This is a genomic window from Stenotrophomonas sp. S4 (assembly GCF_054187805.2).
The window spans coordinates 2,846,624-2,869,847 of record NZ_CM196188.1 but is presented as its reverse complement, the minus strand read 5'-3'; the positions used below and the strand labels follow the sequence as shown (position 1 = coordinate 2,869,847).

General features: G+C 67.0%; 19 protein-coding genes and 7 tRNA genes. 13 read left to right on the top strand and 13 right to left on the bottom strand.

The window, feature by feature from the left end; all coding sequences use genetic code 11:
- Positions 1 to 14 precede the first annotated feature (14 nt).
- From ACUZUJ_RS13440 to ACUZUJ_RS13410, 7 genes are all read left to right on the top strand, one after another.
- On the top strand, positions 15 to 2,198 hold the full coding sequence (locus ACUZUJ_RS13440) for a PAS domain S-box protein (protein WP_458219880.1): 2,184 nt from the start codon (positions 15 to 17) through the stop codon (positions 2,196 to 2,198).
- A gap of 95 nt (positions 2,199 to 2,293) precedes the next feature.
- The gene (locus ACUZUJ_RS13435) at positions 2,294 to 2,977 is read left to right on the top strand and encodes a response regulator transcription factor (protein ID WP_014037608.1); all 684 of its coding nucleotides are present in this window, start codon (positions 2,294 to 2,296) and stop codon (positions 2,975 to 2,977) included.
- Positions 2,955 to 4,334, top strand: coding sequence for a sensor histidine kinase (locus ACUZUJ_RS13430; protein ID WP_458219879.1), 1,380 nt, complete (start codon positions 2,955 to 2,957; stop codon positions 4,332 to 4,334). Before ACUZUJ_RS13435 ends, ACUZUJ_RS13430 begins: the two co-directional genes overlap by 23 nt.
- Before the next feature lie 631 nt (positions 4,335 to 4,965).
- Positions 4,966 to 8,184, top strand: coding sequence for an efflux RND transporter permease subunit (locus ACUZUJ_RS13425; protein WP_458219878.1), 3,219 nt, complete (start codon positions 4,966 to 4,968; stop codon positions 8,182 to 8,184).
- Positions 8,177 to 9,340, top strand: coding sequence for an efflux RND transporter periplasmic adaptor subunit (locus ACUZUJ_RS13420; RefSeq protein ID WP_458219877.1), 1,164 nt, complete (start codon positions 8,177 to 8,179; stop codon positions 9,338 to 9,340). The genes ACUZUJ_RS13425 and ACUZUJ_RS13420 overlap by 8 nt, the downstream gene beginning before the upstream one ends.
- Positions 9,327 to 10,721 carry an efflux transporter outer membrane subunit gene (locus tag ACUZUJ_RS13415; RefSeq protein WP_458219876.1) on the top strand — a complete coding sequence of 465 codons (1,395 nt, stop codon included), beginning with the start codon at positions 9,327 to 9,329 and terminating at the stop codon, positions 10,719 to 10,721. Before ACUZUJ_RS13420 ends, ACUZUJ_RS13415 begins: the two co-directional genes overlap by 14 nt.
- A 77-nt stretch (positions 10,722 to 10,798) precedes the next feature.
- A complete protein-coding gene (locus tag ACUZUJ_RS13410) occupies positions 10,799 to 11,038 on the top strand; it encodes a hypothetical protein (RefSeq protein ID WP_432592169.1) in 240 nt (79 codons plus the stop codon).
- 1 nt (position 11,039) lies between these two features.
- On the opposite strand, the gene ACUZUJ_RS13405 is transcribed toward ACUZUJ_RS13410, so the two are convergent.
- Both ACUZUJ_RS13405 and ACUZUJ_RS13400 read right to left on the bottom strand, forming a co-directional pair.
- Positions 11,040 to 11,330 (bottom strand): putative quinol monooxygenase, encoded by a 291-nt coding sequence (locus tag ACUZUJ_RS13405; protein WP_135967278.1) that lies wholly within the window; start codon positions 11,328 to 11,330, stop codon positions 11,040 to 11,042.
- A gap of 62 nt (positions 11,331 to 11,392) precedes the next feature.
- A complete protein-coding gene (locus ACUZUJ_RS13400) occupies positions 11,393 to 12,481 on the bottom strand; it encodes a DUF5694 domain-containing protein (RefSeq protein ID WP_101765697.1) in 1,089 nt (362 codons plus the stop codon).
- Between the two features lie 154 nt (positions 12,482 to 12,635).
- Here ACUZUJ_RS13400 and ACUZUJ_RS13395 point away from each other — a divergent pair, with 154 nt between their 5' ends.
- Both ACUZUJ_RS13395 and ACUZUJ_RS13390 read left to right on the top strand, forming a co-directional pair.
- Positions 12,636 to 13,181, top strand: a complete 546-nt coding sequence (locus ACUZUJ_RS13395) for a GNAT family N-acetyltransferase (RefSeq protein ID WP_049443169.1) — start codon at positions 12,636 to 12,638, stop codon at positions 13,179 to 13,181.
- 254 nt (positions 13,182 to 13,435) lie between these two features.
- Complete coding sequence (locus ACUZUJ_RS13390) at positions 13,436 to 15,262, top strand: methyl-accepting chemotaxis protein (protein WP_458219875.1); 1,827 nt, start codon at positions 13,436 to 13,438, stop codon at positions 15,260 to 15,262.
- Here the strand turns inward: ACUZUJ_RS13390 and ACUZUJ_RS13385 are convergent.
- From ACUZUJ_RS13385 to ACUZUJ_RS13375, 3 genes are all read right to left on the bottom strand, one after another.
- Positions 15,259 to 16,698, bottom strand: a complete 1,440-nt coding sequence (locus tag ACUZUJ_RS13385) for a GGDEF domain-containing protein (RefSeq protein WP_458219874.1) — start codon at positions 16,696 to 16,698, stop codon at positions 15,259 to 15,261. The genes ACUZUJ_RS13390 and ACUZUJ_RS13385 overlap by 4 nt on opposite strands.
- 115 nt (positions 16,699 to 16,813) lie before the next feature.
- A complete protein-coding gene (locus tag ACUZUJ_RS13380) occupies positions 16,814 to 17,356 on the bottom strand; it encodes a GNAT family N-acetyltransferase (protein ID WP_119006441.1) in 543 nt (180 codons plus the stop codon).
- A gap of 70 nt (positions 17,357 to 17,426) precedes the next feature.
- A tRNA-Leu gene (locus ACUZUJ_RS13375) sits at positions 17,427 to 17,512 on the bottom strand.
- Positions 17,513 to 17,644: 132 nt separating this feature from the next.
- Here ACUZUJ_RS13375 and ACUZUJ_RS13370 point away from each other — a divergent pair.
- Positions 17,645 to 18,025, top strand: a complete 381-nt coding sequence (locus ACUZUJ_RS13370; protein WP_014037597.1) for a response regulator — start codon at positions 17,645 to 17,647, stop codon at positions 18,023 to 18,025.
- A gap of 124 nt (positions 18,026 to 18,149) precedes the next feature.
- Here ACUZUJ_RS13370 and ACUZUJ_RS13365 read toward each other — a convergent pair whose 3' ends face one another.
- Positions 18,150 to 19,106, bottom strand: coding sequence for an SOS response-associated peptidase family protein (locus tag ACUZUJ_RS13365; RefSeq protein ID WP_458219873.1), 957 nt, complete (start codon positions 19,104 to 19,106; stop codon positions 18,150 to 18,152).
- A gap of 76 nt (positions 19,107 to 19,182) precedes the next feature.
- Here ACUZUJ_RS13365 and ACUZUJ_RS13360 point away from each other — a divergent pair, with 76 nt between their 5' ends.
- Positions 19,183 to 19,596, top strand: a complete 414-nt coding sequence (locus ACUZUJ_RS13360; protein ID WP_014037595.1) for a GNAT family N-acetyltransferase — start codon at positions 19,183 to 19,185, stop codon at positions 19,594 to 19,596.
- Between the two features lie 140 nt (positions 19,597 to 19,736).
- Here ACUZUJ_RS13360 and ACUZUJ_RS13355 read toward each other — a convergent pair.
- The 7 genes from ACUZUJ_RS13355 to ACUZUJ_RS13325 form a co-directional block, all read right to left on the bottom strand.
- A tRNA-Glu gene (locus ACUZUJ_RS13355) sits at positions 19,737 to 19,812 on the bottom strand.
- Positions 19,813 to 19,859: 47 nt separating this feature from the next.
- Positions 19,860 to 19,935, bottom strand: a tRNA-Ala gene (locus ACUZUJ_RS13350).
- 45 nt (positions 19,936 to 19,980) lie between these two features.
- Positions 19,981 to 20,056: transfer RNA gene (locus ACUZUJ_RS13345), tRNA-Glu, on the bottom strand.
- Positions 20,057 to 20,105: 49 nt separating this feature from the next.
- Positions 20,106 to 20,181, bottom strand: a tRNA-Ala gene (locus tag ACUZUJ_RS13340).
- A gap of 184 nt (positions 20,182 to 20,365) precedes the next feature.
- A tRNA-Glu gene (locus ACUZUJ_RS13335) sits at positions 20,366 to 20,441 on the bottom strand.
- Positions 20,442 to 20,495: 54 nt separating this feature from the next.
- Positions 20,496 to 20,571, bottom strand: a tRNA-Ala gene (locus ACUZUJ_RS13330).
- A 103-nt stretch (positions 20,572 to 20,674) separates the two neighbouring features.
- The gene (locus tag ACUZUJ_RS13325) at positions 20,675 to 21,073 is read right to left on the bottom strand and encodes a heavy metal-responsive transcriptional regulator (protein ID WP_049444459.1); all 399 of its coding nucleotides are present in this window, start codon (positions 21,071 to 21,073) and stop codon (positions 20,675 to 20,677) included.
- 186 nt (positions 21,074 to 21,259) lie between these two features.
- Between ACUZUJ_RS13325 and ACUZUJ_RS13320 the strand changes: the two genes are divergently transcribed.
- Together ACUZUJ_RS13320 and ACUZUJ_RS13315 are read left to right on the top strand one after the other, a co-directional pair.
- A complete protein-coding gene (locus ACUZUJ_RS13320) occupies positions 21,260 to 22,327 on the top strand; it encodes a GlxA family transcriptional regulator (RefSeq protein ID WP_458219872.1) in 1,068 nt (355 codons plus the stop codon).
- Positions 22,328 to 22,408: 81 nt separating this feature from the next.
- Complete coding sequence (locus ACUZUJ_RS13315) at positions 22,409 to 23,212, top strand: redoxin family protein (protein WP_458219871.1); 804 nt, start codon at positions 22,409 to 22,411, stop codon at positions 23,210 to 23,212.
- The last annotated feature ends 12 nt before the right edge of the window (positions 23,213 to 23,224 follow it).

Sequence of the window (23,224 nt, the reverse complement as noted above, 5' to 3'; positions counted from 1 at the left end):
AGGGGACCGGAGTGATGCCGGGCCAGGGCACCCACGACAATGGACTGCTGGAGCGCCGCCTGCAGGAGTTGGCGGAAGAGCGTCGCCGGCTGGCGATGATCATCGACGGTACCGCTGCGGGAACCTGGGAATGGAACGTGCAGACCGGCGAGATGCGGGTCAATGCGCGCTGGGCCGAGATTGTCGGTTACCGCCTGGATGAGCTGGAACCGATCTGCCAGAAGACGTTCCTGAAGCTGGTCCATCCCGATGACATCGCGCTGTCCGATGCGGCGCTGGATGAGCATTTCGAAGGCCGCACCGACAACTACGCCTGCCTGCTGCGCATGCGCCACAAGAACGGGCAGTGGATCTGGATCCAGGACCGTGGGCGGGTGTTCGAATGGGACGGGCAGGGCAAGCCGTTGTGGATGGCCGGCGCGCATGCCGACGTCACCGAGCTGCAGCAGGCGAGGCAGGACGCGGCCGAGACCCGGCAACGCCTGCAGGCCGTGGTCGATGCGTCCGATGAGGTGGCGGTGATCGCCACCGATACCGATGGCACCATCACCCTGTTCAACACGGGGGCGGAGCACCTGCTGGGCTACAGCGCGGCGGAGGTGGTCGGCCAGCGCCGGCTTGATGCCTTCCACGATCCGGATGAGCTGAAGGCCTGGATGCGACCGCTGGCCGATGCTGATGGCAATCTTCCCGGCGTGTTCGAGGCGCTGAGCGCGCGTGCCGACGGGCAGACCTACTCGCGGCAGTGGACGCTGCTGCGCAAGGATGGCCAGTCACGCCAGGTGCGCCTGTCGATCAGCCGCATGGAGAGTGCCGAGGGCGCGCGCATCGGCTACGTCGGCATGGCCATCGACATCACCGAGATCCTGCAGGCGCGCGCCGAAGCACGACTGTCGGCGGAGAAGTTCGCTGGCGCGTTCACCTCCGCCGCGCTGGGCATGGCCCTGGTCTCGCTGGAGGGGCGCTGGCTGGACGTCAACGACGCGCTGTGCCGGATCCTGGGCTACCCGCGCGAAGAGTTGCTGCAGGTCGATTTCCAGCGGCTGACCCATCCCGATGACCTGCAGACCGACCTGGCCCTGGTGCAGGACCTGCTGGCCGGGCGACGCAGCCACTACCACCTGGAAAAGCGCTATCTCGACCGCGACGGCCGCATCATCTGGGCGCGGCTGTCGGTGTCGCTGGTGCGCAACGAGCACGGCGAACCACTGCATTTCGTGTCGCAGATCCAGGACATCACCGCCCAGCGCAGCAGCGAGCAGCGCCTGTTCGAGAGTGAACAACGCAGCCGCATCACGCTGGATGCGGTGGCCGACCTAGTGCTCAGCGTCAGCCTTGATGGCCGCATCGACTACGCCAACGCGGCCGCGGTGCGCACCCTGGCCGGGGATGGCGCGTTGTCGCTGGCCGGGCACAAGGTGCAGGACGTGCTGGCGCTGACCACCGAGTACGCGCCCGGCTCGGTACTGGATGTGTCGGTGCTGCTGGACCCGGAGAGCAATGCGGTGGACCTGCACGCCGACCTGCTGCTGCGGCTGGGCACGGCAACGGTGCCGGTGGACCTGACCCGCGCCTGGCTGCGCGATGACGAAGGCCATGTGCGCGGCGCGGTCTGGGTGCTGCGCGACGACACCCAGCAACGTGCGCGCCAGCGCGAGGCCCGCCACCTGGCCGAGATCGACCCGTTGACCGAGCTGAGCAACCGCCGCGGCTTCGAGGTGCACCTGCAGCAGGCGATCACCCGCGTCGAGCGCACCGGCCAGGCCGCCTCGCTGATGTACATCGATCTGGACCGCTTCAAGCCGGTCAACGACACCTGGGGCCATCTGGCCGGCGATGCCGTGCTGTGGGCGGTGGCCAGCGTGCTGCGCCATGGCGTGCGCGATTCGGATGTGGTGGCGCGGCTGGGCGGTGACGAATTCGCGGTGATCCTGTCCGGTTGTACGCCACGTCGTGCGGCCCGCATCGGCGGTGAACTGCTGCATACGCTGGCCTCCCTGTCCATTCCCTGGGACCAGGACCGGCTGCGGATCGGTGCCAGCATCGGTATCGCGCCGCTGGCCGGCGGCATGAGCGTGGACCAGGCGGTGGCTGCGGCCGATGCCCAGTGCTACCGGGCCAAGGCGATGGGCCGCAACAACGTGCAGGTGCAGGGCGAGCTGTCCGAGCTTCCGGGTGACGACGGCGAACCGGGCTGAACCGGCCCGCACCACGGGGATGGATGAAGGATGTTTCATTTGCCCGCGCCGGCTGATTTGGCGAGCATGGGCCAGTCTGAACTTCAGCGGTGCCCATGTCGCGCGTATTGACCATCGAGGATGACGCCATCACGGCCCAGGAAATCGTGGCGGAGCTGGGCAGCCATGGCCTGCAGGTGGACTGGGTGGCCGACGGCCGCGAAGGCCTGGTGCGCGCGGCCAGTGGCGACTACGACGCAATCACGCTGGACCGCATGTTGCCCGGGCTGGATGGCCTAGCCATCGTCACCACCCTGCGCCGGATCGGCATCGATACGCCGGTGCTGATGCTCAGTGCGCTGTCGGATGTCGATGAGCGGGTGCGCGGCCTGCGTGCCGGCGGCGATGACTACCTGACCAAGCCGTTCGCCTCCGACGAGATGGCCGCGCGGGTGGAGGTGCTGCTGCGTCGCCGCCAGCGCCCGGCCGGCAACGAGACCCTGCTGTGCGTGGGGGATCTGCAGCTGGACCTGCTGGCGCGTACCGCCCACCGTGGCGGGCGCAGCCTGAGCCTGCTGCCGACCGAATTCAAGCTGCTGGAATACCTGATGCGCAACGCCGGCCAGGTACTGACCCGGATGATGCTGTTCGAGGAAGTGTGGGGCTATCACTTCGACCCGGGCACCAACCTGATCGACGTGCACATCGGCCGCCTGCGGCGCAAGCTGGACCAGGCCGACGCGCCGTCGCTGATCCGTACCGTGCGTGGCAGCGGCTATGTCCTCAGCGAAACTGTCTGACGGCTGGCGCTCGTCCAGCAGTCGCCTGCTGGGCCTGTACAGCCTGCTGTTCGTGGCCTGGTCGTGCGTGCTGCTGGGGGTGCTGTACTGGAGGGTGTCGCTGTACCTGGACGAGTTGGCACAGTCGGCGGTGCTGCAACGTGCGCATCTGTTCGAGCACTTCACCGGTGATGGCCTGACCGCAGCGCTGCGCGAAAACCGCCGCTATGACCTGCATGGCATCGATGCCTACGGGTTGTTCACCCCCGACGGGCAGCCGATTGCCGGCATGCTGAAGTCGCTGCCGGCGCAGCTGCCGCTCGATGGCAGCGCGCATCCGGTGTCGGGCCTGCCGATTGCCGATGTGAACGCACGCGGCAAGCGCGGCTTCGGCCTGGCGATGCCGACCCGCGACGGCCGCATCCTGGTGCTGGTGCGCTACAGCGGGCCATTGAACGAGGTCAATCACCTAATCCTCGACGCCCTGCTGTGGGGTGTGTCGTTGACCCTGCTGCCGGGGCTGCTTGGCTGGCACCTGCTGCGGCGGCGGCCGCTGCGCCGCATCCAGGCCATCGAGCAGGCCACTGCGCGGATCGTTGCAGGCGACCTGGGCCAGCGCCTGCCGTTGGCCAACCGCCGCGACGAACTGGACATGCTGGCGTCCATCGTCAACGCCATGCTCGACCGCATCGAGCAGTTGATGACCGAGGTCAAAGGGGTATGCGACAACATCGCCCACGATCTGCGCACGCCACTGACGCGCGTGCGTGCGCAGCTGTACCGCATGCGGCAGCAGGTACAGGACGGTGATCCGCAGGCGCTGCCACTGGAGCAGGTGCTGGAAGAAACCGACACACTGATGGTGCGTTTCCGCGCGCTGCTGCGGATCTCCGAGCTGGAGGACCACCAGCGCCGCTCCGGGTTCGACACGCTGGCGCCGGAAGCGTTGCTGCAGGAGATCCACGCGTTCTACGCGCCGCTGGCGGAGGAGAAGGGCCAGTGGCTGCAGCTGGAACTGGCCGCTGGCCTGTCGGGCGTGGTGGGCGACCGCGGCCTGCTGTTCGAGGCGATCGGCAACCTGCTCGACAACGCGATCCGGTTCGCACCGGAGGGCGGCCGCGTACAGCTGTCGGCACAGGTGGAGGAGGGAGCTACCAGCATCGTGGTGGAGGATTCGGGCCCGGGCATACCGCACGCCGAACGCAGCCTGGTGTTCCAGCGTTTCCATCGCGCGGAGGCCAGCAAGGGCGGAGGATTCGGCCTGGGCCTGTCGATCGTGGCAGCCATCGCCGGCCTGCACGGGTTCCGCCTGCAGGTGGCGCAGTCCACGCTGGGCGGCGCCCGCTTCAGCCTGCTGTGCCGACCGCAGCTGCTGTAGAGAGTGTTCTTTTTTTGCAGGGCTTGCAGCCCTGCACCTGCTGCAATCAACGTCAACGTCAAAGGCAGAAGCTGGCATTCCGTGGGGGGGGCGGGGTGGGCCCGGCTGCGGGGGACGCCGTAAATACGTCCTTGTAGGCTCGGTCGCCGCATCCATGCGGCTCACGCCCCCGCAACCGGACCCACCCCGCCTTCGACAGTTTTCTGCGATCTGTTGGAACAGCTCGTGGGGTCAGATCCGTTTTCCGGAGGAAAACGGATCTGACCCCGGAATTTCATTCGATATCTGACAGATGTGTCGACCAAGGTCGACTCCTACCAACAGCCGCCGGAATCTGTCGAAGGCGGGGAACTGTGGGTTTGCGGGGTGTGAGCGGCATGGATGCCGCGACCAAGCCCCCATGGACGGGTTTACGGCGTCCCCGCAAACCCACAGTGCCCCGCAATCCCACGGAATGCCGCTCTGGCATTTGACGTTGCTCTGGTTTGAAGCAGGTGCAGGGCGCAGCCCTGCAACAAAACCCCTTCATGAAATATGTTTCATCTGCGGCACAGCTTTGTTTTAGCTGGCAGCGCTGATACTTGCCGACCTGCGCTGCCCGCGGTGGGCAGTGGCACCGTTGGAGAGCCGCATGCTCGGGTTGGTCAGGACCGTGCTCAACAAGCCTTACACCTTCGTGGTGATGGCCATTTTCATCTGCATCATCGGTCCGCTCAGCGCGCTGCGCACCCCCACTGACGTGTTTCCCGATATCGGCATCCCGGTTGTCGCCGTGGTCTGGCAGTACACCGGCCTGTCGCCCGATGCGATGGCCGGGCGGGTGATCTCGCCATACGAGCGTGCGCTCAGCACCACCGTCAACGACATCGCGCACATCGAATCGCAGTCGCTGGCCGGCATGGGCGTGGTGAAGGTGTTCTTCCAGCCCGGCGTGGACATCCGCACCGCCAATGCGCAGATCACCGCGATCTCGCAGACCATGGTCAAGCAGATGCCGGCCGGCATGACGCCGCCTCTGATCCTCAACTACAGCGCCTCCACCGTGCCGGTGCTGCAGATGGCGTTCTCCAGCCCGACGCTGGGTGAGTCGCAGATCCGCGATCTTGCGCAGAACACGGTGCGCCCGCCATTGACCTCGATTCCGGGCCTGGCCATTCCCGCCCCCTACGGCGGCAAGCAGCGCCAGATCACCCTCGACCTGGACCCGCAGGCGATGGCCGCCAAGGGCTTGTCGGCCCAGGACGTGGGCAACGCCCTGGCGGCGCAGAACCAGATCACCCCGGTCGGCACCGCCAAGCTGGGCAGCAACGAATTCACCGTGCTGCTCAACAACAGCCCCAACGAGATCGAAGCGCTCAATGACCTGCCGATCCGCACCGTCAATGGTGCGGTGGTCACCATCGGCCAGGTCGCCCACGTGCGCGACGGCTCGCCGCCGCAGACCAACATCGTGCGGGTCAACGGCGGCCATTCGGTGCTGATGGCCGCGTTGAAGAATGGTGATGCATCCACGCTCACGCTCGTCAGCCGCATCCGCGCGATGCTGCCGCAGATCGGGGAGTCGCTGCCGCCGTCGCTGAAGATCTCGTTGCTGGGCGATGCGTCCACCTTCGTGCGCGAATCGATCAGCAGCGTCGCCCGCGAGGGCATCATCGCCGCGCTGCTGACCAGTGTGATGATCCTGGTGTTCCTTGGCAGCTGGCGTTCGACCGTCATCATTGCCGCCTCGATCCCGCTGGCGGTGCTGTCGGCCATCGCGCTGCTGTCGGCCGCCGGGCAGACCCTCAACGTGATGACGCTGGGCGGCCTGGCGCTGGCCGTGGGCATCCTGGTCGACGATGCCACGGTCACCATCGAGAACGTCAACTGGCACCTGGAGCAGGGCAAGGGCGTGCGCGAGTCGATCCTCGATGGCGCCGCGCAGATCGTCGGCCCGGCATTCGTATCGCTGCTGTGCATCTGCATCGTGTTCGTGCCGATGTTCCTGCTTGATGGCATCGCCGGTTACCTGTTCCGGCCGATGGCGCTGGCGGTCATCTTCGCCATGGGCAGCTCCTTCGTGCTCTCGCGCACCCTGGTGCCGACCATGGCGCTGTACCTGCTGCGGCCGCACCGGGTAGAGGGCGGGGTCGGGCACCATCCCGAGGACGCGTTCCTCAACCATCACGAGGGTGATCATCCGCGGCCGCGCCGTGCACGCCTGACGGCCACGCTGGTGCGCTGGCAGCAGCGTTTCGAGGCCGGCTTCTCCGCCACCCGTGACCGCTACCACGCACTGCTCGGTCTGGCGCTGGCACATCGCGGCCGTTTCCTGATCGGCTTCATGGCCTGCGTGCTGGTGTCCTTCGCGCTGCTGCCGGCACTGGGCCAGGACTTCTTCCCGGCCACCGAAGCCAGCGCGTTGTCGCTGCACGTACGCCTGCCGCTGGGCACCCGCATCGAGGAAACCGCAGCGGCGTTCGATCGCATCGAATCGCGCATCCGCCAGGAAGTGCCGGCGCATGAGATCGACGCCATCGTCGACAACCTGGGCCTGCCAATGACCGGCATCAACATGGCCTACAGCGCCAGCGGCACCATCGGCCCGCAGGATGGCGACATCCAGGTGTCACTGAAGCCGGGCCACGGCGATGCGGCCGAGTACGCGCGGCGCCTGCGGGAGGTGTTGCCGGCCGCCTTCCCGGGCGTCAGCTTTGCGTTCCTGCCCGCCGATACCAGCAGCCAGATCCTCAACTTCGGTTCGCCGGCGCCGCTGGACGTACGCATTGCCGGGCCGGATGCCGCCGGCAACCGTGCCTATGCCCAGGAGCTGCAGCGTCGCCTGCGCCACGTGCCGGGCCTGGTCGACCTGCGCCTGCAGCAGCCTGATGGCTATCCGACCCTGAAGGTGGATGTTGACCGCCTGCGCGCCAATGGCCTGGGCATCACGGAACGCGATGTCACCAACAGCATGGTGGCGTCGCTGGCCGGCAGCGGCCAGGTTGCTCCGACGTTCTGGCTGAGCCCGAAGAATGGCATTTCCTACAGCGTGGTGGCGGCGACGCCGCAGTACCGCATGGACAGCCTGGCCGCGCTGCAGGCGCTGCCGGTGACCGGCAGCAGCGGCACGCCGCAGGTGCTGGGCGGCCTGGCTGACATCCAGCGCGGCTCGAGTTCGGCGGTGGTCACCCACTACAACGTGCAGCCCACGCTGGATCTGTACGCCAGCGTGCAGGATCGGGACCTCGGCGCGGTGGCGGCCGACGTGCAGAAGGTCATCGATGGCATGGCCGGCCGGCGCCCCCGGGGTACCGAGGTCGGCCTGCATGGGCAGATCGATGCGCTGCATGTGGCGTTCACCGGCCTCGGTTACGGCCTGCTGGCGGCGATCGTGCTGATCTACCTGCTGATCGTCATCAATTTCCAGTCCTGGACCGATCCGTTCGTCATCATCACCGCATTGCCGGCGGGCCTGGCCGGCGTAGTCTGGATGCTGTTCCTGACCCACACCACGTTGTCGGTACCCGCGTTGACCGGCGCCATCCTGTGCATGGGCGTGGCCACGGCCAATTCGATCCTGGTGGTCAGCTTCTGCCGCGAGCGCCTGGCCGAGCATGGTGACGCGGCCAAGGCCGCGCTTGAAGCAGGATTCACCCGGTTCCGCCCAGTCTGCATGACAGCGCTGGCGATGATCCTGGGCATGCTGCCGACCGCACTGTCCACTGAACAGAACGCGCCACTCGGCCGCGCAGTGATCGGTGGCCTGCTGCTGGCGACCTGCGCCACGTTGTTGTTCGTTCCGGTGGTGTTCGCATTGGCCCACTCCCGCAAAACCCGTACTGCTCCTGCCGGAGAACCCCTGCATGTCTGAGTCTTCGCTGCCGCAGCGTTCGCTGCGCCGTCCCTTGCTCCTGGCCGCGGCTGTTGCGCTCGTCCTGGTGGCCGGTGGTCTTGCCCTGCGCGCGCAGCAGGCACACGCCGTGGTCGAGTGGACCGAGCGCCAGGCGGTCCCGTCCGTGCAGGTGGTGATCGCTGGCGGGCAGGGCGCTGCAGGAACCATGACCCTGCCGGCACACCTGAGTGCCTGGACCGAGGCGCCGATCCATGCCCGCGTGGGCGGCTACCTGAAATCGTGGAGTGCCGACATCGGCCAGGCGGTCAAGGCCGGCCAGGTGCTGGCGGTGATCGACAGCCCGGAACTGGACCAGCAGATCGCCCAGGCCCACGCCCACCTGCTGCAGGTACAGGCAGACGCAGCGTTGGCCAAGGTCAGCGCCGAGCGCTGGCAGGGCATGCTCGGCAGCCATTCGGTGTCGCGCCAGGAAGCCGACGAGAAGCAGGCCAATGCGGTGGCCGCACAGGCCAGCGCGGAAGCGGCCCAGGCCGACTATGCGCGGTTGCAGGAGCTTGGTCGCTACCGCACCTTGCGTGCGCCGTTCGATGGCACCGTCACCTCGCGCCAGACCGACGTCGGCCAGCTGATCCGTGCCGACGACAGCGGTCGCGAGCTGTTCAACATCGCCGACACCCGCCGCTTGCGCCTGATGGTGCCGGTGCCGCAGAACAGCGCGGCCAGCATCCGCTCCGGGCTGCAGGCCACGCTGCAGGTGCCAGGTCAGGAAGGGCGCCATTTCACCGCCATACTGCAGGGGGATTCCAGTGCGATCGATCGCAGCTCGGGCACCCTGCTGGCGCAGTTCGTGGTCGACAACGCCGATGGCGCACTGCTGCCCGGCAGCTACGCGGAAGTGACCCTGCCGCTGCAGGACGGCGGTACCGGCGTGAGCGTGCCGGCCGAGGTGCTGATCTTCCGTGCCAAGGGTACGCAGGTGGCAGTGGTCGACGCCAAGGACATCGTGCATCTGCGCGACATCCATATCGTCAGTGATCTGGGCAGCACGTTGCGCATCGACCGCGGCTTGAAGGCGGGCGACCGGGTCATTCCCAATCCGCCCGATGCGTTGCGCGAAGGTGACCATGTGCGTGTGGTGGCCGGTGAGCAGGAGCCCGCGCATGCCCGCGGCTGAGCGTGTCGCTGCGCTTGCGCTGGCGACGCTGCTGCTGGGCGGCTGTTCGCTGGCGCCGGCCTACCAGGTGCCGTCGGTGGCGATGCCGGCGACCTACGAGCAGGTCGAGGCGGCGGTGGCCACTGCACCGATGGCACCGGCGTGGTGGCAGGCCTTCGATGACCCGGTGCTGGACCAGCTGCAACAACAGCTGGGCCAGGCCAATCCGACGCTGGCGCAGGCGGTGGCGCACTACGATGCCGCACGCGCCGCTGCGGGCGAAGTGGCATCGACGCGCGTACCGCAGATCGGCTTCAGCACGGGTCCGGTGCGCCAGCGCCAGTCCGATGACAAGCCGCTGCGCAGCGCGACCCAACCGGCCATCTATGACAGCAATAGCGCCACGTTTTCGCTGTCGTTCGATCTTGACCTGTGGGGGCGGCTGCGCAACGCGGCGGCCGCCGGCAGGGCGCGCGCCGATGCGAGTGGCGATGACCTGGCCGCCGCGCGGCTGAGCCTGTCGCAGCAGCTGGCCGGGCTCTACCTGCAGCTGAGGGGCGCCGAGGCACAGCAGCTGATCCTGCGCGGGAGCATCGAGGACTACCAGCAGGCGCTGGCGCTGACCGAAGACCGATTCCGTGGCGAGATCGCTTCGGAGCTGGATGTGTCCCGTGCACGGCATCAGCTGGCGAGCGCACAGGCCGATCTGGATGCGCTCGGTGCGCGCCACGACCTGCTGCGGCATGCCATTGCCGAGCTGGTCGGTGCCCCCGCCACAGGCTTCGTCGTCGCCACTGCAGGCCTGCCGGCATTGCCGACGGTGCCGGCCGATCTGCCCAGCAACCTGCTGCAGCGACGGCCGGACATCGCTGCCGCCGAGCGGCGGGTATTCGCCGCCAATGCCGGCATCGGTGTGGCGCGCGCCGCGTGGTTCCCGCAGCTCAGCCTGACCGGGTTGCTGGGTGGCCAGACCTCGGGTGGCAGCGCCCTGCTGGATACGGGCAACCGTTATTGGGCACTCGGCCCGTTGGCTGCACTGCCGGTGTTCGATGGCGGCCGCCGCAAGGCTGCCAAGGCCGGGGCCGAGGCCGAATTCGATGCTGCGTCGGCGCAGTACCGGGCCACCGTGCTGGCGGCGATCCGCCAGGTGGAGGACCAGCTGACCCTGCTGCGCCAGCTCGATGCCCAGCGCGGCCACGAACAGGAAGCGGTGCAGGCCGCGCGACGTGCGGAGCAGATCGCGCACGACCGCTACACCGGCGGTGCGGTGAGCTATCTGGACGTGGTCAGCGCGCAGACCGATGCCCGCCAGGCGCAACTCGGCCTGCAGGACATCCAGAGCCGGCAGCTGCAGGCCAGTGCGGCGCTGATGGCGGCACTGGGCGGTGGCTGGTCGCGGTAGCGGCGGGAGGCGGTCTCAGCCTGTGAGAGGGCGGGGCGGAACAATCGCCACTCCCCCGGACAACAGAGCTGACGATGATGACCTGGAATCGAAACGTCGTGGCCGCCTATGCGCCGGCCATGGTCGGCTGGTGCCTGGCGCTGGCCAGCTGGTTGCGCCTGGAACAACTGCGCGACGACCTGCATGCGAAGGCGTTGCTGCCGATGCTGCACGGCGGCGTGGTGGCGTCGCTGGTGCTGACGCTGGCCTGCACGTTGGCAGCAAGCGCGGTGCTGTGGCGTGCCCGCCGGCCACCGCGCCGGACCCCCGCCGGATGATCTACAGCGCAGCGGCCTTCATCAGCACGAACCGGCAGGGTGCGCGTTGGTAGGCATTGATCTGCGGCACCAGACGCTGGAAGTGCTCGCTGGCGCAGTGGGCGTCGAGTGCGGCGTGGTCGGGCCATAGCTCGATGAAGACGAGGTGCCCGGGATCCTTCTCGTCGACGAACAGTTCGTAGCTGATGCACAGTGGCTCGCGCTGCGTGCAGGCGACCAGCTCCCGGTACAGCGGAAGGACGGTGGCCAGGGCCTCCGGGCGAATGAAGTCTTCGGCGATCACCTTCAGCATGTCGGCACCTGCAAAGCGGGCCCCGTAGGATAGTGCCGGCGTCGGGCCGGCACTATCCACCGTCAACGCAATACTTCGTCCGCCGAGACCAGCTGCACATCGTGCATCTGGTTGAGGTAGGCCTCGTAGTAGCCCTTGTGCGAGGCACCGACGATGGTCAGCATGCGGCTGCCGGGGTGCTGGCCCAGCACGTCGCGCATGTTGGCGACCATGCGCAGGTTGCGGGTTTCCCAGTAGCCGACATACATCCGGCCGAAGGCCTTGGAGGATGGCTCGACGAGCGTCGCGCCGAAGTCGCTCTGGTACGCGGCCATCGGTGCCGCCGGACTGTTGTAGTCCCGATACAGCGCGATGACGCCGCCGGGCTTGTCCAGGTCGGCCACGAGCCGTTCGTCGGCCTCCCGGCGCGCGCGCGAATGCGCATTGTTCCAGGCACCGGTGATGGCCGCGCTGGCCGCCGCTTCATCCTCAGCGGGCGTGGGGGAATCGGCTGTATGGTCGTCCACCGCCCACAGCCGTTCATGCCCTAGGCGGGCGGCGACTTCGGCGGCGATCAGGTTGGTTTCATTGCGGCGAACCATGCCTTTGTCGAGGATCTCGACCAGGGCGGGGGTCAATCCATCACCGTCTTTGCGCTCGGACGCAGGCAGGCGCAGCCACTGCACCTGCGCCGAGCCGCGTTCGCCCGCTGCCAGGAACAATGCAGCGAGCCGACGACGCTGGGCGGGCGCCGGATCCTTCGGCCAGGTTGCAAGCAGGCGCTCGACCTGGGTGTTCGCGGTGGGTACGTCCAGTCCGGTCGCAGCCTGCGCAGCGGTGGTATCGAAGCAGTAGGTGGCCACGCTCTCTGCATAGCGTGCCGGGTAGCGACGCATGAAATCGCACTGCAGGCCTGACAGGTCTTCGGTGGCGATCAGTTCGGGCTTCCAGGCGACCAGTCGCTGCAGCAACGGTTCAAGCAAGGCGGGCTTGAAGGACTTGGGCAGGCCGGACAAGTGGGTGGTGCCCAGTACCAGCACTTCGTTCGGGCGCCCGGCAGGCGGGCCCTTCAGCTGGTCGGGGTGGAAGCTGGGGCGATAGGTGGCATCGGCAGCGAGGGCGCCGCCGCTGCACAGGCCCAGGATCAGGAAACTGGCCAAGCGTGGGAACATGCGATCTCCGTGTCAGTGAGCGTCCTGCGGTTCGCTGCATGCTGGCCATTTTCATCTGCCACGGGATCTCCCGTTGGTCATGCAAACCTTTTCGGCTTGAACTGCATCGGCGTCCCGGACGAGGCTATGCCCAATGACAGCAACGACGCGCGACATGTCCCCCGACGACTGGACCATCGACAGCCGGCGGCTGCAGCTCCGGCCCTTCACGCCGGAGGACGCCGGCGAGGCGTTTGCCGCGATCACGCCGGGGCTGACCCGCTACATGGCGTTTGATCCCCCTGCGTCGGAGCAGGCTTTCGCCGCTGTCTGGTCGACGTGGTTGCCCACCATCGCCGATGGCACCGACCTTACGTTCGTGATCCGCCGACACGCGGATGGTGCGTTCCTCGGCCTGGCCGGCCTGCATCGCACCGCCGATGCGGAACCCGAACTCGGCATCTGGATCGCCGAGGCGATGCACGGGCATGGCTATGGCCGTGAAGCCGTGGCGGCGGTGCGTGCGCTCGCATCCCGGCGGCTGGACCGGGCCGCATTCTGCTACCCGGTGGCCGAGCAGAACCTGCCCAGCCGGCGCCTGGCGGAATCGCTCGGCGGCATCCCCGTCGCGCGTGAGCAGAATGTGAAGTACACCGCGATTGTCTACCGCATCCCTGCAGCAGCATCTGAAGTTGCGACGGGCGTCGCGGAATCCGGCTAAAGCCACCGATCGCATCGCCGATATTCCCTCTGGATCCCGCTCCAGTCGCCCGCTGCAGGACCCCAGGCTGCCCCCGACGGGCGGCCCGCGCTGTGTGTTCCGCCGCTCCCTATGCCGATCGCACCCGCACCAGACGTTCTTGCCAGCCGCTCGAGGGGTGCCTGCCGGTACCTGTAGTCCCAAGCAACTGAAGTTGCCGCCGGGCATCCCGCCCGTCGGGTCGCAACCGCTTACCGGACACCGAGGATCAGACAATGCTCATTCCAGGCTTCACGGCAGGCGCGCAGGCGCCGGCCGAGCTGCATACCCGTTGGTCGCCGTGGCGTGCCCTGCTGGGCGCGCTGGCACCCCAGCACCGCACCGGCGTCGAAGCGGCGGCCGATGGCCGTACCGAACTCGAGGCGCAGGTCGCTGCGCTGCACCGGGTCCAGGCGGTCATCGAGTTCGCCCTCGACGGCACCATCCTGCAGGCCAACGACAACTTCCTGCAGGCGATGGGCTACCGGCTGGAGGAGATCCAGGGAAAGCACCATTCCCTGTTCGTCGATCCCGAGCAGGCGCGCAGCGCCGAATACCGTGACTTCTGGGCGCGGCTGGGACGTGGCGAATATGACGCTGGCCAGTACCGGCGTTTCGGCAAGGGCCAGCGCGAGATCTGGATCCAGGCCTCGTACAACCCGGTGCTGGACCGGCAGGGGCGTCCGTACAAGGTGGTCAAGTTCGCCACCGACATCACCGCGCAGAAGCTGCAGGCGGCCGACTCGGCCGGGCAGCTGGCGGCGATCGACAAGTCGCAGGCGGTGATCGAGTTCAGCATGGATGGCCGCATCCTGTCGGCCAACGACAACTTCCTGGCTGCCACCGGCTACAGCCTGGATGACGTGCGCGGCCAGCACCATTCGCTGTTCGTCGAACCCGAGCATCGCGGCAGTGCCGAGTATCGGCAGTTCTGGGAGAAGCTGGGTCGTGGCGAATACGATGCCGGCCAGTACCGGCGCCTCGGCAAGGGCGGGCGCGAGGTCTGGATCCAGGCGTCCTACAACCCGATCCTGGACCTCAATGGCAAGCCGTTCAAGGTCGTCAAGTACGCCACCGACATCACCGCGCAGGTGCACGAGAACCAGGCCATGCAGCGCGCCGTGGCGCAGACCCGCGAGGTGGTGGCGGCCGCCAAGGAGGGCGACCTGACCCGGCGCGTGGCCACCGCCGACAAGAACGGGCCGATCGCCGAACTGTGCGAAGGCGTGAATTCGCTGGTCGAGGCGATGGCCGCGATCATCGGCCAGATCAAGTTCGCCGCGGACACCATCGCAGTCGGCGCGACCGAAATCGCACAGGGCAACAGCGACCTCTCGCAGCGTACCGAGCAGCAGGCGGCCTCGCTGGAGGAAACCGCTGTGTCGATGAAAGGCCTGGCCGAGACCGTGCAGCGCACGGCCACCAACGCGCGCCAGGCCAGCCAGCTGGCCGGCGGAGCGGCCGACGTCGCTGCACGAGGCGGCACTGTGGTGCATGAGGTGGTCGAGACGATGGCGGTGATCAATGCCTCGTCGCGGCGCATCGTCGACATCATCGGAGTGATCGACGGCATCGCCTTCCAGACCAACATTCTCGCGCTGAACGCAGCGGTGGAGGCTGCGCGTGCCGGTGAACATGGCCGCGGCTTTGCCGTGGTTGCCACTGAGATCCGCGAGCTGTCGCAGCGTTCGGCCAGCGCAGCCAAGGAGATCAAGCACCTGATCGATGAGTCGGTTGCCAATGTGGGCGCCGGCACGGCGCAGGTTGAGAGCGCGGGCCGTACCATGGATGAAATCGTGACCAACGTGCGCCGGGTCAGTGACCTGATGACTGAAATCAGCACGGCCTCGCAGCAGCAGAGCGACGATATCCAGCAGATGAATCATGCGGTCGACCTGATCGATCAGGGCACCCAGCAGAACGCGGCCCTGGTCGAGGAGGCGTCGGCGGCGGCGCGCAGCATGGAAGAGCAGTCAGCGCAGCTGCTGCAGACCGTGGCCAGCTTCCGTGTGCAGGGTGGGGTGGGGCACCTGCATGGCGCGACGGTGCTGCGCGCGGTCTAGGCCCGGCGGTCGGAGTGGTGCTCCCCGGCCTCGATGGCCGGGGCAGCATGCACGCAGTTGCGGCCGGCATGCTTGGCCCGGTACAGGGCCTGGTCGGCCCGATCGACCAGGCCTCGTGGGTCGGCCTGCTCATGCGCGGCCTGCCAGGCCACGCCGATGCTGATGGTCACGTGGGCCTCGGCGGCGGGCAGGGCGGCGGCTTCCACGGCGGCGCGCAGGCGCTCGCCCAGGCCCAGGGCGTGGGCGGCGTCGGGCGCGGGCAGGGCGGCGATGAACTCCTCGCCGCCGTAGCGGGCCAGTAGGTCATCACCGCGTTGCAGGCAGCCGTCGAGGATCGCGGCGACCGCCTGCAGGCGGCGATCGCCTTCCGGATGCCCGTAGGTGTCGTTGAGTCGCTTGAAGTGGTCGATGTCGATCATCAGCACCGCCAGCCCCAGGCCCTGGCGACGGGCGCGGCCGTGCGCGCTGCCGAGTGATTCATCGAAGTTGCGCCGGTTGCCCAGCCCGGTCAGCGGATCGCGCCGGGCCAGCAGCGCCAGTTCGTCGCGCTCGCGCTGGATCTGCACCTGGGTCAGCACGCTGCGCAGGGCATAGCCGAGCATGGCGCCGATGAACCCCACGGTGGCCAGGGTCGGCTGCAGGCGTGCCACCAGAAGCGCCACCATCATCAGCAGCAACGGCAGCATCAGCGGCACGCCGGCATCGACGATGCGGCGGAGGTTGCGCGGCACAGCCACCGCCGGTGGGCGATACGTGCTGCCGGCCAGCACCGCCAGCAGCACGAACAGCCCGCTGATCAGCAGGTCGCCCCAGCCACCATCGGGTACCTGCGGCTGCCAGGTATTGATGTAGAACGCCAGCAGGAAGTAGCCCAGCGCGTAGAGGGTCAACGTGCGGAAGAAGTCGCGGCGGTCGGCATTGTCCTCGGCCAGGAAGCGGATCAGCGCGAAGCAGAACACCAGGCTGTTCTGCACGTTGCTCATGGTGTGCAGGCATTGCGTCCACAATGCGGTGTTGAGGTGTGCCATCGCCCGCGTATGCACGAAGTACAGCAACCACAGCAGCGCGATGACCGCCAGGTCCACCGCACGGATGCAGCGGTTGCCACCTCCCGGGCTGGCGGCGACGTAGGTCAGCGGAATCCGGTAGAACACGTACAGGATCAGCGACGAGGCGGTCATCTGCGCAGGGCTGAGGCCGGCCACATTGCGATACAGCAGGGCCAGCAGGGCAAGCGAGAACAGGCCAACGGCAGCGCCCAGCGTTCGCCATTTGCAGGCCGCCTGGCTGTCGCGCGCGCGTCGCACGCAGGCCAGTGCCGCCAGAAGGGGGGCGGTGATCAGCATCAGGTAGGAGCCAACCGGGTCCTGCGGTCCGATCAAGGCAATGACGAGCGTGTGCGTGACCATGAAAAACAGTGCCGCACGCAACGTCATGCATTCCCCCGCCCCCAGATCCGGCTGGGATCACGATAGGCAGAAGTACGTGAGGCTGGCAAGAAAAGTGTGAGCCAGTTCTATTCGCAACCTTGTTGGTTGTCACATTTGCGTTTCAGCGGGGTGGAACGACGCCGTTGATGTGGGCGTACATCCAGAAGTCGCGGGGCTGTCCCCGCACGTGGCGATAGGCGCGCAGCCGCCCCTCGCGCTGCATGCCGAGGCGTTCCAGCAGGGCGATCGAACGGGCATTGCTGTCCAGAACGGTGGCCTGGATGCGGACCAGCCCACAGGTGCCATGTGCCCAGTCAAGCACGGCTCGCGCTGCATGCGTGGCCAGGCCCTGTCCCTGCCAGCGCGGATCGAGGTCATAGGCGAGTTCGCCGCGGCCATGCCACGGGTCGACGCCGTTCAGGCCAACAGTGCCGATCAGCTGGTCGTCGGCGTCCACCATCGCCCAGCGCTGATCGGATGCATCAGCCAGATAGCGGGTGATCTGCTGCGCCAGCGCCCGTTCGGAAACGTCGCCCCAGCTGGTGTGCTCGATTACGCCTGGCAGCGAGAGGTAGTGGGACCAGGCGGCGGCATCGGACGCCCGCAGAGGGCGCAACCGCGCGGGCAGGGTGTCGGCAAGCGTGGGAGGAGCATGCTCGGGCATCGTCGCCAGTGTCGGTGCACAGGCCCGGGAAATGCAAAAGGCCAGGTCATGGACCTGGCCTTTGATGCAGTGGTGCCGGTGAAAGGACTCGAACCTTCATGGGGTCACCCCCGGCTGATTTTGAGTCAGCTGCGTATACCATTCCGCCACACCGGCAGGCAGCGTGCGAGTGTAACCGAGGTCGGCGGGAGATGCATAGTAGGAGGGCCTATCAGGGCGGTTCCTGTCGGCATTGGCTCCTTGGTAGCTATACTCCCAGCGTGCAATTGCCTCCAGGAGCGGTAGCTGATGACAGTGTTGCAGGACCTGAGGGTACTGGTGGTCGAGAACGACGAAATGAGTGCGGCCCTGCTGCAGATGCAGCTGGTGCATGCCGGTGCGACCGTGGTCGGGCTCGCAGCGAGCGTGTCCGAGGCCCTGCAGCTGCTGGAAAAGAGCGCCCCGGACGTGGCCCTGCTGGATTACCGGCTGGCCCGCAACGAGACCAGTGAGCCGGTGGCCGCAGCGCTTTCGGCACGTGGCATTCCGTTCGTGCTGGCCACCGGGATGCTGGCCGAGCAGCTGCCGGCACCGATGTTGGCCGGTCTGCTGCTGGTCAAGCCGTACCTGTCGGCGGATCTGTCGCGGGCGCTGGCGCGTGCGGTCGGCCGCTCCAGCGCCAAGGCCTGAGCCGTCCACTGCGGACCGGCAGGGGTATGCTGCCGGGGCCTGAATGCTCACGTCTACGATGTGCGGCGGCAACCCCGGATCCAGGAACCCCGCCCAGGCGGGGTTTTTCCATTGCACGTAGCGCTCAGCCTGCTTCCTGGTACACGTAACGGATCTCCTCGCGGTCATCGAGGATGCGGTACTGGCGCGCCAGGTCATCCGGATCGGGATTGAGCCAGGCATCGAGGTGTTCCATGCGGATCGGTACCACGCCGCGGTCATGCCCGGCAGCGGGGACGTCGCTGGGAGGGGCGTCGGTGATCGTGGCAAACGACAGCAGGCGGCCTTCCGGTCCTTCCCATTCCGCCCAGAGGCAGGCCAGCAGCAGGTCGCGGGGCGGATCGGGACGGAATTCGAGCACCACGTCCTGTTCCTTTTCATCGTCACCGAGGGTGCGGCCGGCGATGGCGTGGCGTGGCACGTGCTCGTAGAACGCCTGCACCACCACCATGCCGTGGCGCAGTCCGAACGCACCCCGCCAATAGCCTTCCAGGCTGTCACGCCGCGCATTGTAGGTACCGGGGTACAGCACGTCGTTGCGCGCCGGCGTGTCCGGCAGCCGGCACTGGTAGCGCATCGGCTTGATCACGCGCTGGCCGTTCTCGCTGACCATCACCGGTGCGTAGGTGCCGGGAAAAATGCGGTTGTCGCGCGGCAGCAGCTGTACCCGATGCAGGTCTTCCAATCGGGCGTGCGCTCGCTCGATGCGGTTGCCGGCCACGCGCAGGTCATTGCGTGCCTTCTGCGTGGGCCGGGTGGCCAGCGTGGCATGGGCGATATCGCGTCTTTCGCGCTGCCGGGCCAGTTCGGCCTCCAGTGCCTGCTGCTCCTGCGCATGCCATTGCTGGATCTTCGCCACGATGTCGCGGCCCTGTTCGGTCCGTGCACCGGCGAATCCGTCATCCATCGCCTTCGGGGTCTTCGGCCGCTTCTTGCCCGGATCGTGTGCGTACAGGTCGGCGAACTCCTCCAGCGACAGGATGGCGCCGAACTCGCGTATCAGCTTGGCGTAGTCGGCGCGGATCAGGGCGGAATAGCACATGGGACTCTGGGGACCTGGGTCGCAACGGCTGCGACGTAGATGCGGCAGGATAGCCCGACCCATCAGGAGATGCCGCATGAATGATTCCACCTGCCAGTTCCGTGAAGCCGTGCCGACGGTCGAGGACTACTGCCGGTTGCGTGTGCTCGCAGGCCTCAGTGCCAAGAGCCCGGAAGCGGCCATGCGCGCGCTGCCCAACACCCTGTTCGGCGTGTGCGCCTACCAAGGCGCTGAACTGGTGGCGATGGGGCGTATCGTCGGCGATGGCGGCTGCCACCTGCAGGTCTGTGACATCGCGGTGCTGCCGCGGCTGCAGGGACAGGGGCTGGGCAAGGAGGTGATGCGGCGCCTGGATGGCTGGATGCAGGCCAACCTGCCGCCATCGGCGTATGTCAGCCTGCTGGCCGATGGCGAGGCGCATCGGTTGTACGCACAGTTTGGTTTCGCACCCACCGCACCGGCATCGATCGGGATGTATCGGCGGTTCTGAGTCGTAATCGGGGTGAAGCCATCCACGCGTGGCGTGGATCTACCCGGGCCCTGCAGTAGATCCACGCCATGCGTGGATAGTGCCTTCCCAGGAATCGCAGGCAAAGAAAAACCCCGGCCGAAGCCGGGGTCTTCAAGAATTGGCGTCCCCACGGGGATTCGAACCCCGGTCGCCACCGTGAAAGGGTGATGTCCTAGGCCTCTAGACGATGGGGACGCACGAAAACTTCAAGTTGTAGATCCTTCGACGGCCTAATGTCGAAGTGGTGGAGCCAAGCGGGATCGAACCGCTGACCTCCTGCATGCCATGCAGGCGCTCTCCCAGCTGAGCTATGGCCCCATGAAACTCCGGATGATCTGCCGGGAGCAGAGTCCGTTTTGAAACTGGCGTCCCCACGGGGATTCGAACCCCGGTCGCCACCGTGAAAGGGTGATGTCCTAGGCCTCTAGACGATGGGGACGCACGAAAAACTTCGAGTTGTAAAACCTTCGACGGCCTAATGTCGAAAGTGGTGGAGCCAAGCGGGATCGAACCGCTGACCTCCTGCATGCCATGCAGGCGCTCTCCCAGCTGAGCTATGGCCCCGTGTTACCGAGCCGCCTATCATACCTGCGTGTTCACGTTTGTGGAAGTCTTTTTTGAACTTTTTTCGTTCCGGTTCAACCGCAGCCACGAGGGCAGGGGAACCGCAACGCCACAACCTGAATGCCGGTAGGCGGTGAACAAAAAAGACCCGGTTATCGGCCGGGTCCTCGTTGTTCGTGATGAGTGGCGTCCCCACGGGGATTCGAACCCCGGTCGCCACCGTGAAAGGGTGATGTCCTAGGCCTCTAGACGATGGGGACGCAATTCTCATCAATGTTCTTTAGCGACCTTTCGACGGCCTAATGCCGAAAGATTGGTGGAGCCAAGCGGGATCGAACCGCTGACCTCCTGCATGCCATGCAGGCGCTCTCCCAGCTGAGCTATGGCCCCACGTCGCTGAGGAGCGAAATAATAGCCTTGCCCCAGGGGGTTGGCAAGCATTTGTTGCACTTTTCTTCACGCGCGTTGCGAGGTGAATGTCAGTCGCCCGGACTCACGGTGTGTCATCAGTCAGCGCCGCCAGGATCGGGCATTGATCCAGTGTGCCGTGGCCGGGGCAGGCGTCGACCAGCTGCGAAAGCGCGGTGTGCATGCGCTGCAGTTCGGCCATGCGCTGCGCGATGTCGTGCAGTCGGGCCTGCGCCGTATCGCGCACGCTGCCCATGTCCTGCGAGTGGCGGTCACTGAGTGCCAGCAGTTCGGCGATTTCTTCCAGGCTGAAGCCCAGCGTCTTGGCGCGGCGGATGAAGCGCAGCCTGCGCAGGTCCTGCTCGCCGAAGATGCGGTAACCCCCGGCCGAGCGTGCCGCCGTGGGCAGCAGCTGCTGGCGCTCGTAGTAGCGCACCGTATCGATCGGCACGCCGGCCTGGCGTGCCAGTTGACCAATGTTCATGGCGGATTCCTGCGGATGCTGCCGCTCATTGTGATGCCTTGAGTCTGGTCCAGGGTCAAGGTCCCGTCGCTGACAGCGCATTCAGCGCACTTTGCAACTTTCTTCATAGCCCCGCCGTCGTGGCAGTTCCTACCCTGCGCCTGAACCGGCCGCTGGATGGCCTGCAACGAACCGAGGAGATGGTCTGTGGAAGGATTCAGAAACGAAGGATTCGTCGAGGTCGCGGTGGTCGAGTACCCGGGAGGCGACCCGTCGGCCGCCTCCGTGCTGACTGAGATGGCACATGTCGCCAACCGGCTTGCCCAGCAGCAGCGCCGTCCGTTCAAGCGGGTCCTGGTGACCCGCTGGATCGTGCCGGCCAGCCAGACCGGCGTGCATCGCATTGCCGGCGCGGAGATGCTCGAGGCGGACATTCCCGCCGTAATCGCCGTGCCTGGCCAGATCAGCCAGGGCGTCTGCCTGCGCGCCGATGAGGTGCTGCTGGATTGGCTGCGCGCGCACTACGACGGCGGCAGTCTGCTGGCGGCGGCCAGCGATGGTGTCAGCATGCTGGCGCGCGCCGGCCTGCTGGCCGGGCGCACGGTCAGTGGCCCGGACCTCGGGCGCCACCCGGGCCTGCAGGGGCAGTCGGCCAGCTGGGTGCCCAGTGAGCGCGCGCTGGTTGATGATGGCGACCTGCTGACGGTGGCCGGTTCCCAGGCCTGGCGCTTCCTCGCCCTGCGCCTGCTGTACCGGCTGCACGGCCAGGGCGTGGCGAGTTCCGTTGCGCAGCAGCTGGGGATCACGGTGCCGGCGGCGATCCAGCAGGATCTCGAGCGCTTCAGTGCCAACTTCGCCCATGGCGATCGCGACGTACTGAAGGCGCAACGCTGGCTGCATACCACCGCTGCGCGCGGCGCCACGCTCGGTGCGATCTGTGAGATTTCCGGGCTGGAGCCGCGGACCCTGCAGCGGCGCTTCCTGAAGGCCACCGGCCTGCGCCCGATCGAGTATTGCCAGCGGTTGCGTATCGCGAAGGCGCAGACGCTGCTGCAGCAGGGCGCGGGTATCGATGAAGTGGCCTGGGGCGTGGGTTACGCCGATCAGAGTGCTTTCCGCCGCCTGTTCCTGCGCATTGTCGGAATGACGCCGGCCAACTATCGCCGGCTGGTCAACAACAAGCGACGCGAGCGGCCGCTGTTGTCATCGGTGGCGGGCAGCCTGCGCGGGCTGCAACCGGTGCCTGGCACGCAGATGCCGCGCAGCGCTGCCTGATGCCTGCGGTGGGCGTCGCGCTTGCAACCTGGGCGCGACGCTTCGACCATGCAGGCAACGGATGATGGGACAGGTGGGCTGATGTCGAGTGTTGGGCCGGTGCCGATGCCGGTGGTGTTGATCCTGATGTGCGTGCTGCTGGCCATGGCCGTGGCACACCTGTGGCCGCGTCGGAAGGACGGGATGGCAGTGCCTTCCGCGGCAAGCATGGTCCTGGACATGTTGCTGATCGGCCTGCTGTGCGGGCGCATCAGCTTCGTGGCCTTGAACTTCGCGCTCTATCGTGAGGCCCCCTGGAGCATCCTGCAGATCGCCGATGGTGGGTATCACCTCTCGGTCGTGCTGGCTACAGGCCTGGCCTGGGGTGTTTGGCGGCTGAGGCTATGGCGCGCCTTGCGTGCGCCGGTGCTGGCGGGGGCGCTGATGGGCGTGGTGCTGTGGGCGGCGGGCAGCCATCTGCTGGCAGCATGGCAGGAGCAGCGCATGCCGCTGCCGGCGGTGCAGGTGACCGATCTGCAGGGGCGCGTGATCGACCTGCAGCAGTTCCGGGGCAAACCGCTGGTGCTGAATCTCTGGGCCAGCTGGTGTGGCCCCTGCCGGCGCGAGATGCCGGTGCTGGCATCCGCACAGCAGACCCATACTGACGTGCAGTTCGTGTTCCTCAACCAGGGGGAAACGCTGGGCGAAGTAGAAGGTTTCATCGCGTCCGAGCGGCTTCGGCTGGGCAATGTGCTGCTGGACGATACCGCCTCCGCGTCAACCGCACTGGGTGTGCAGGCCTATCCGTCGACGCTGTTTTTCGACGCCGAAGGGCGCCTGCGTGAACTGCACCTTGGCGAACTGACTGTGGCGGGCCTTGAACACAAACTGCGTCGGCTGCGGTAGCCTGCGCGGGCA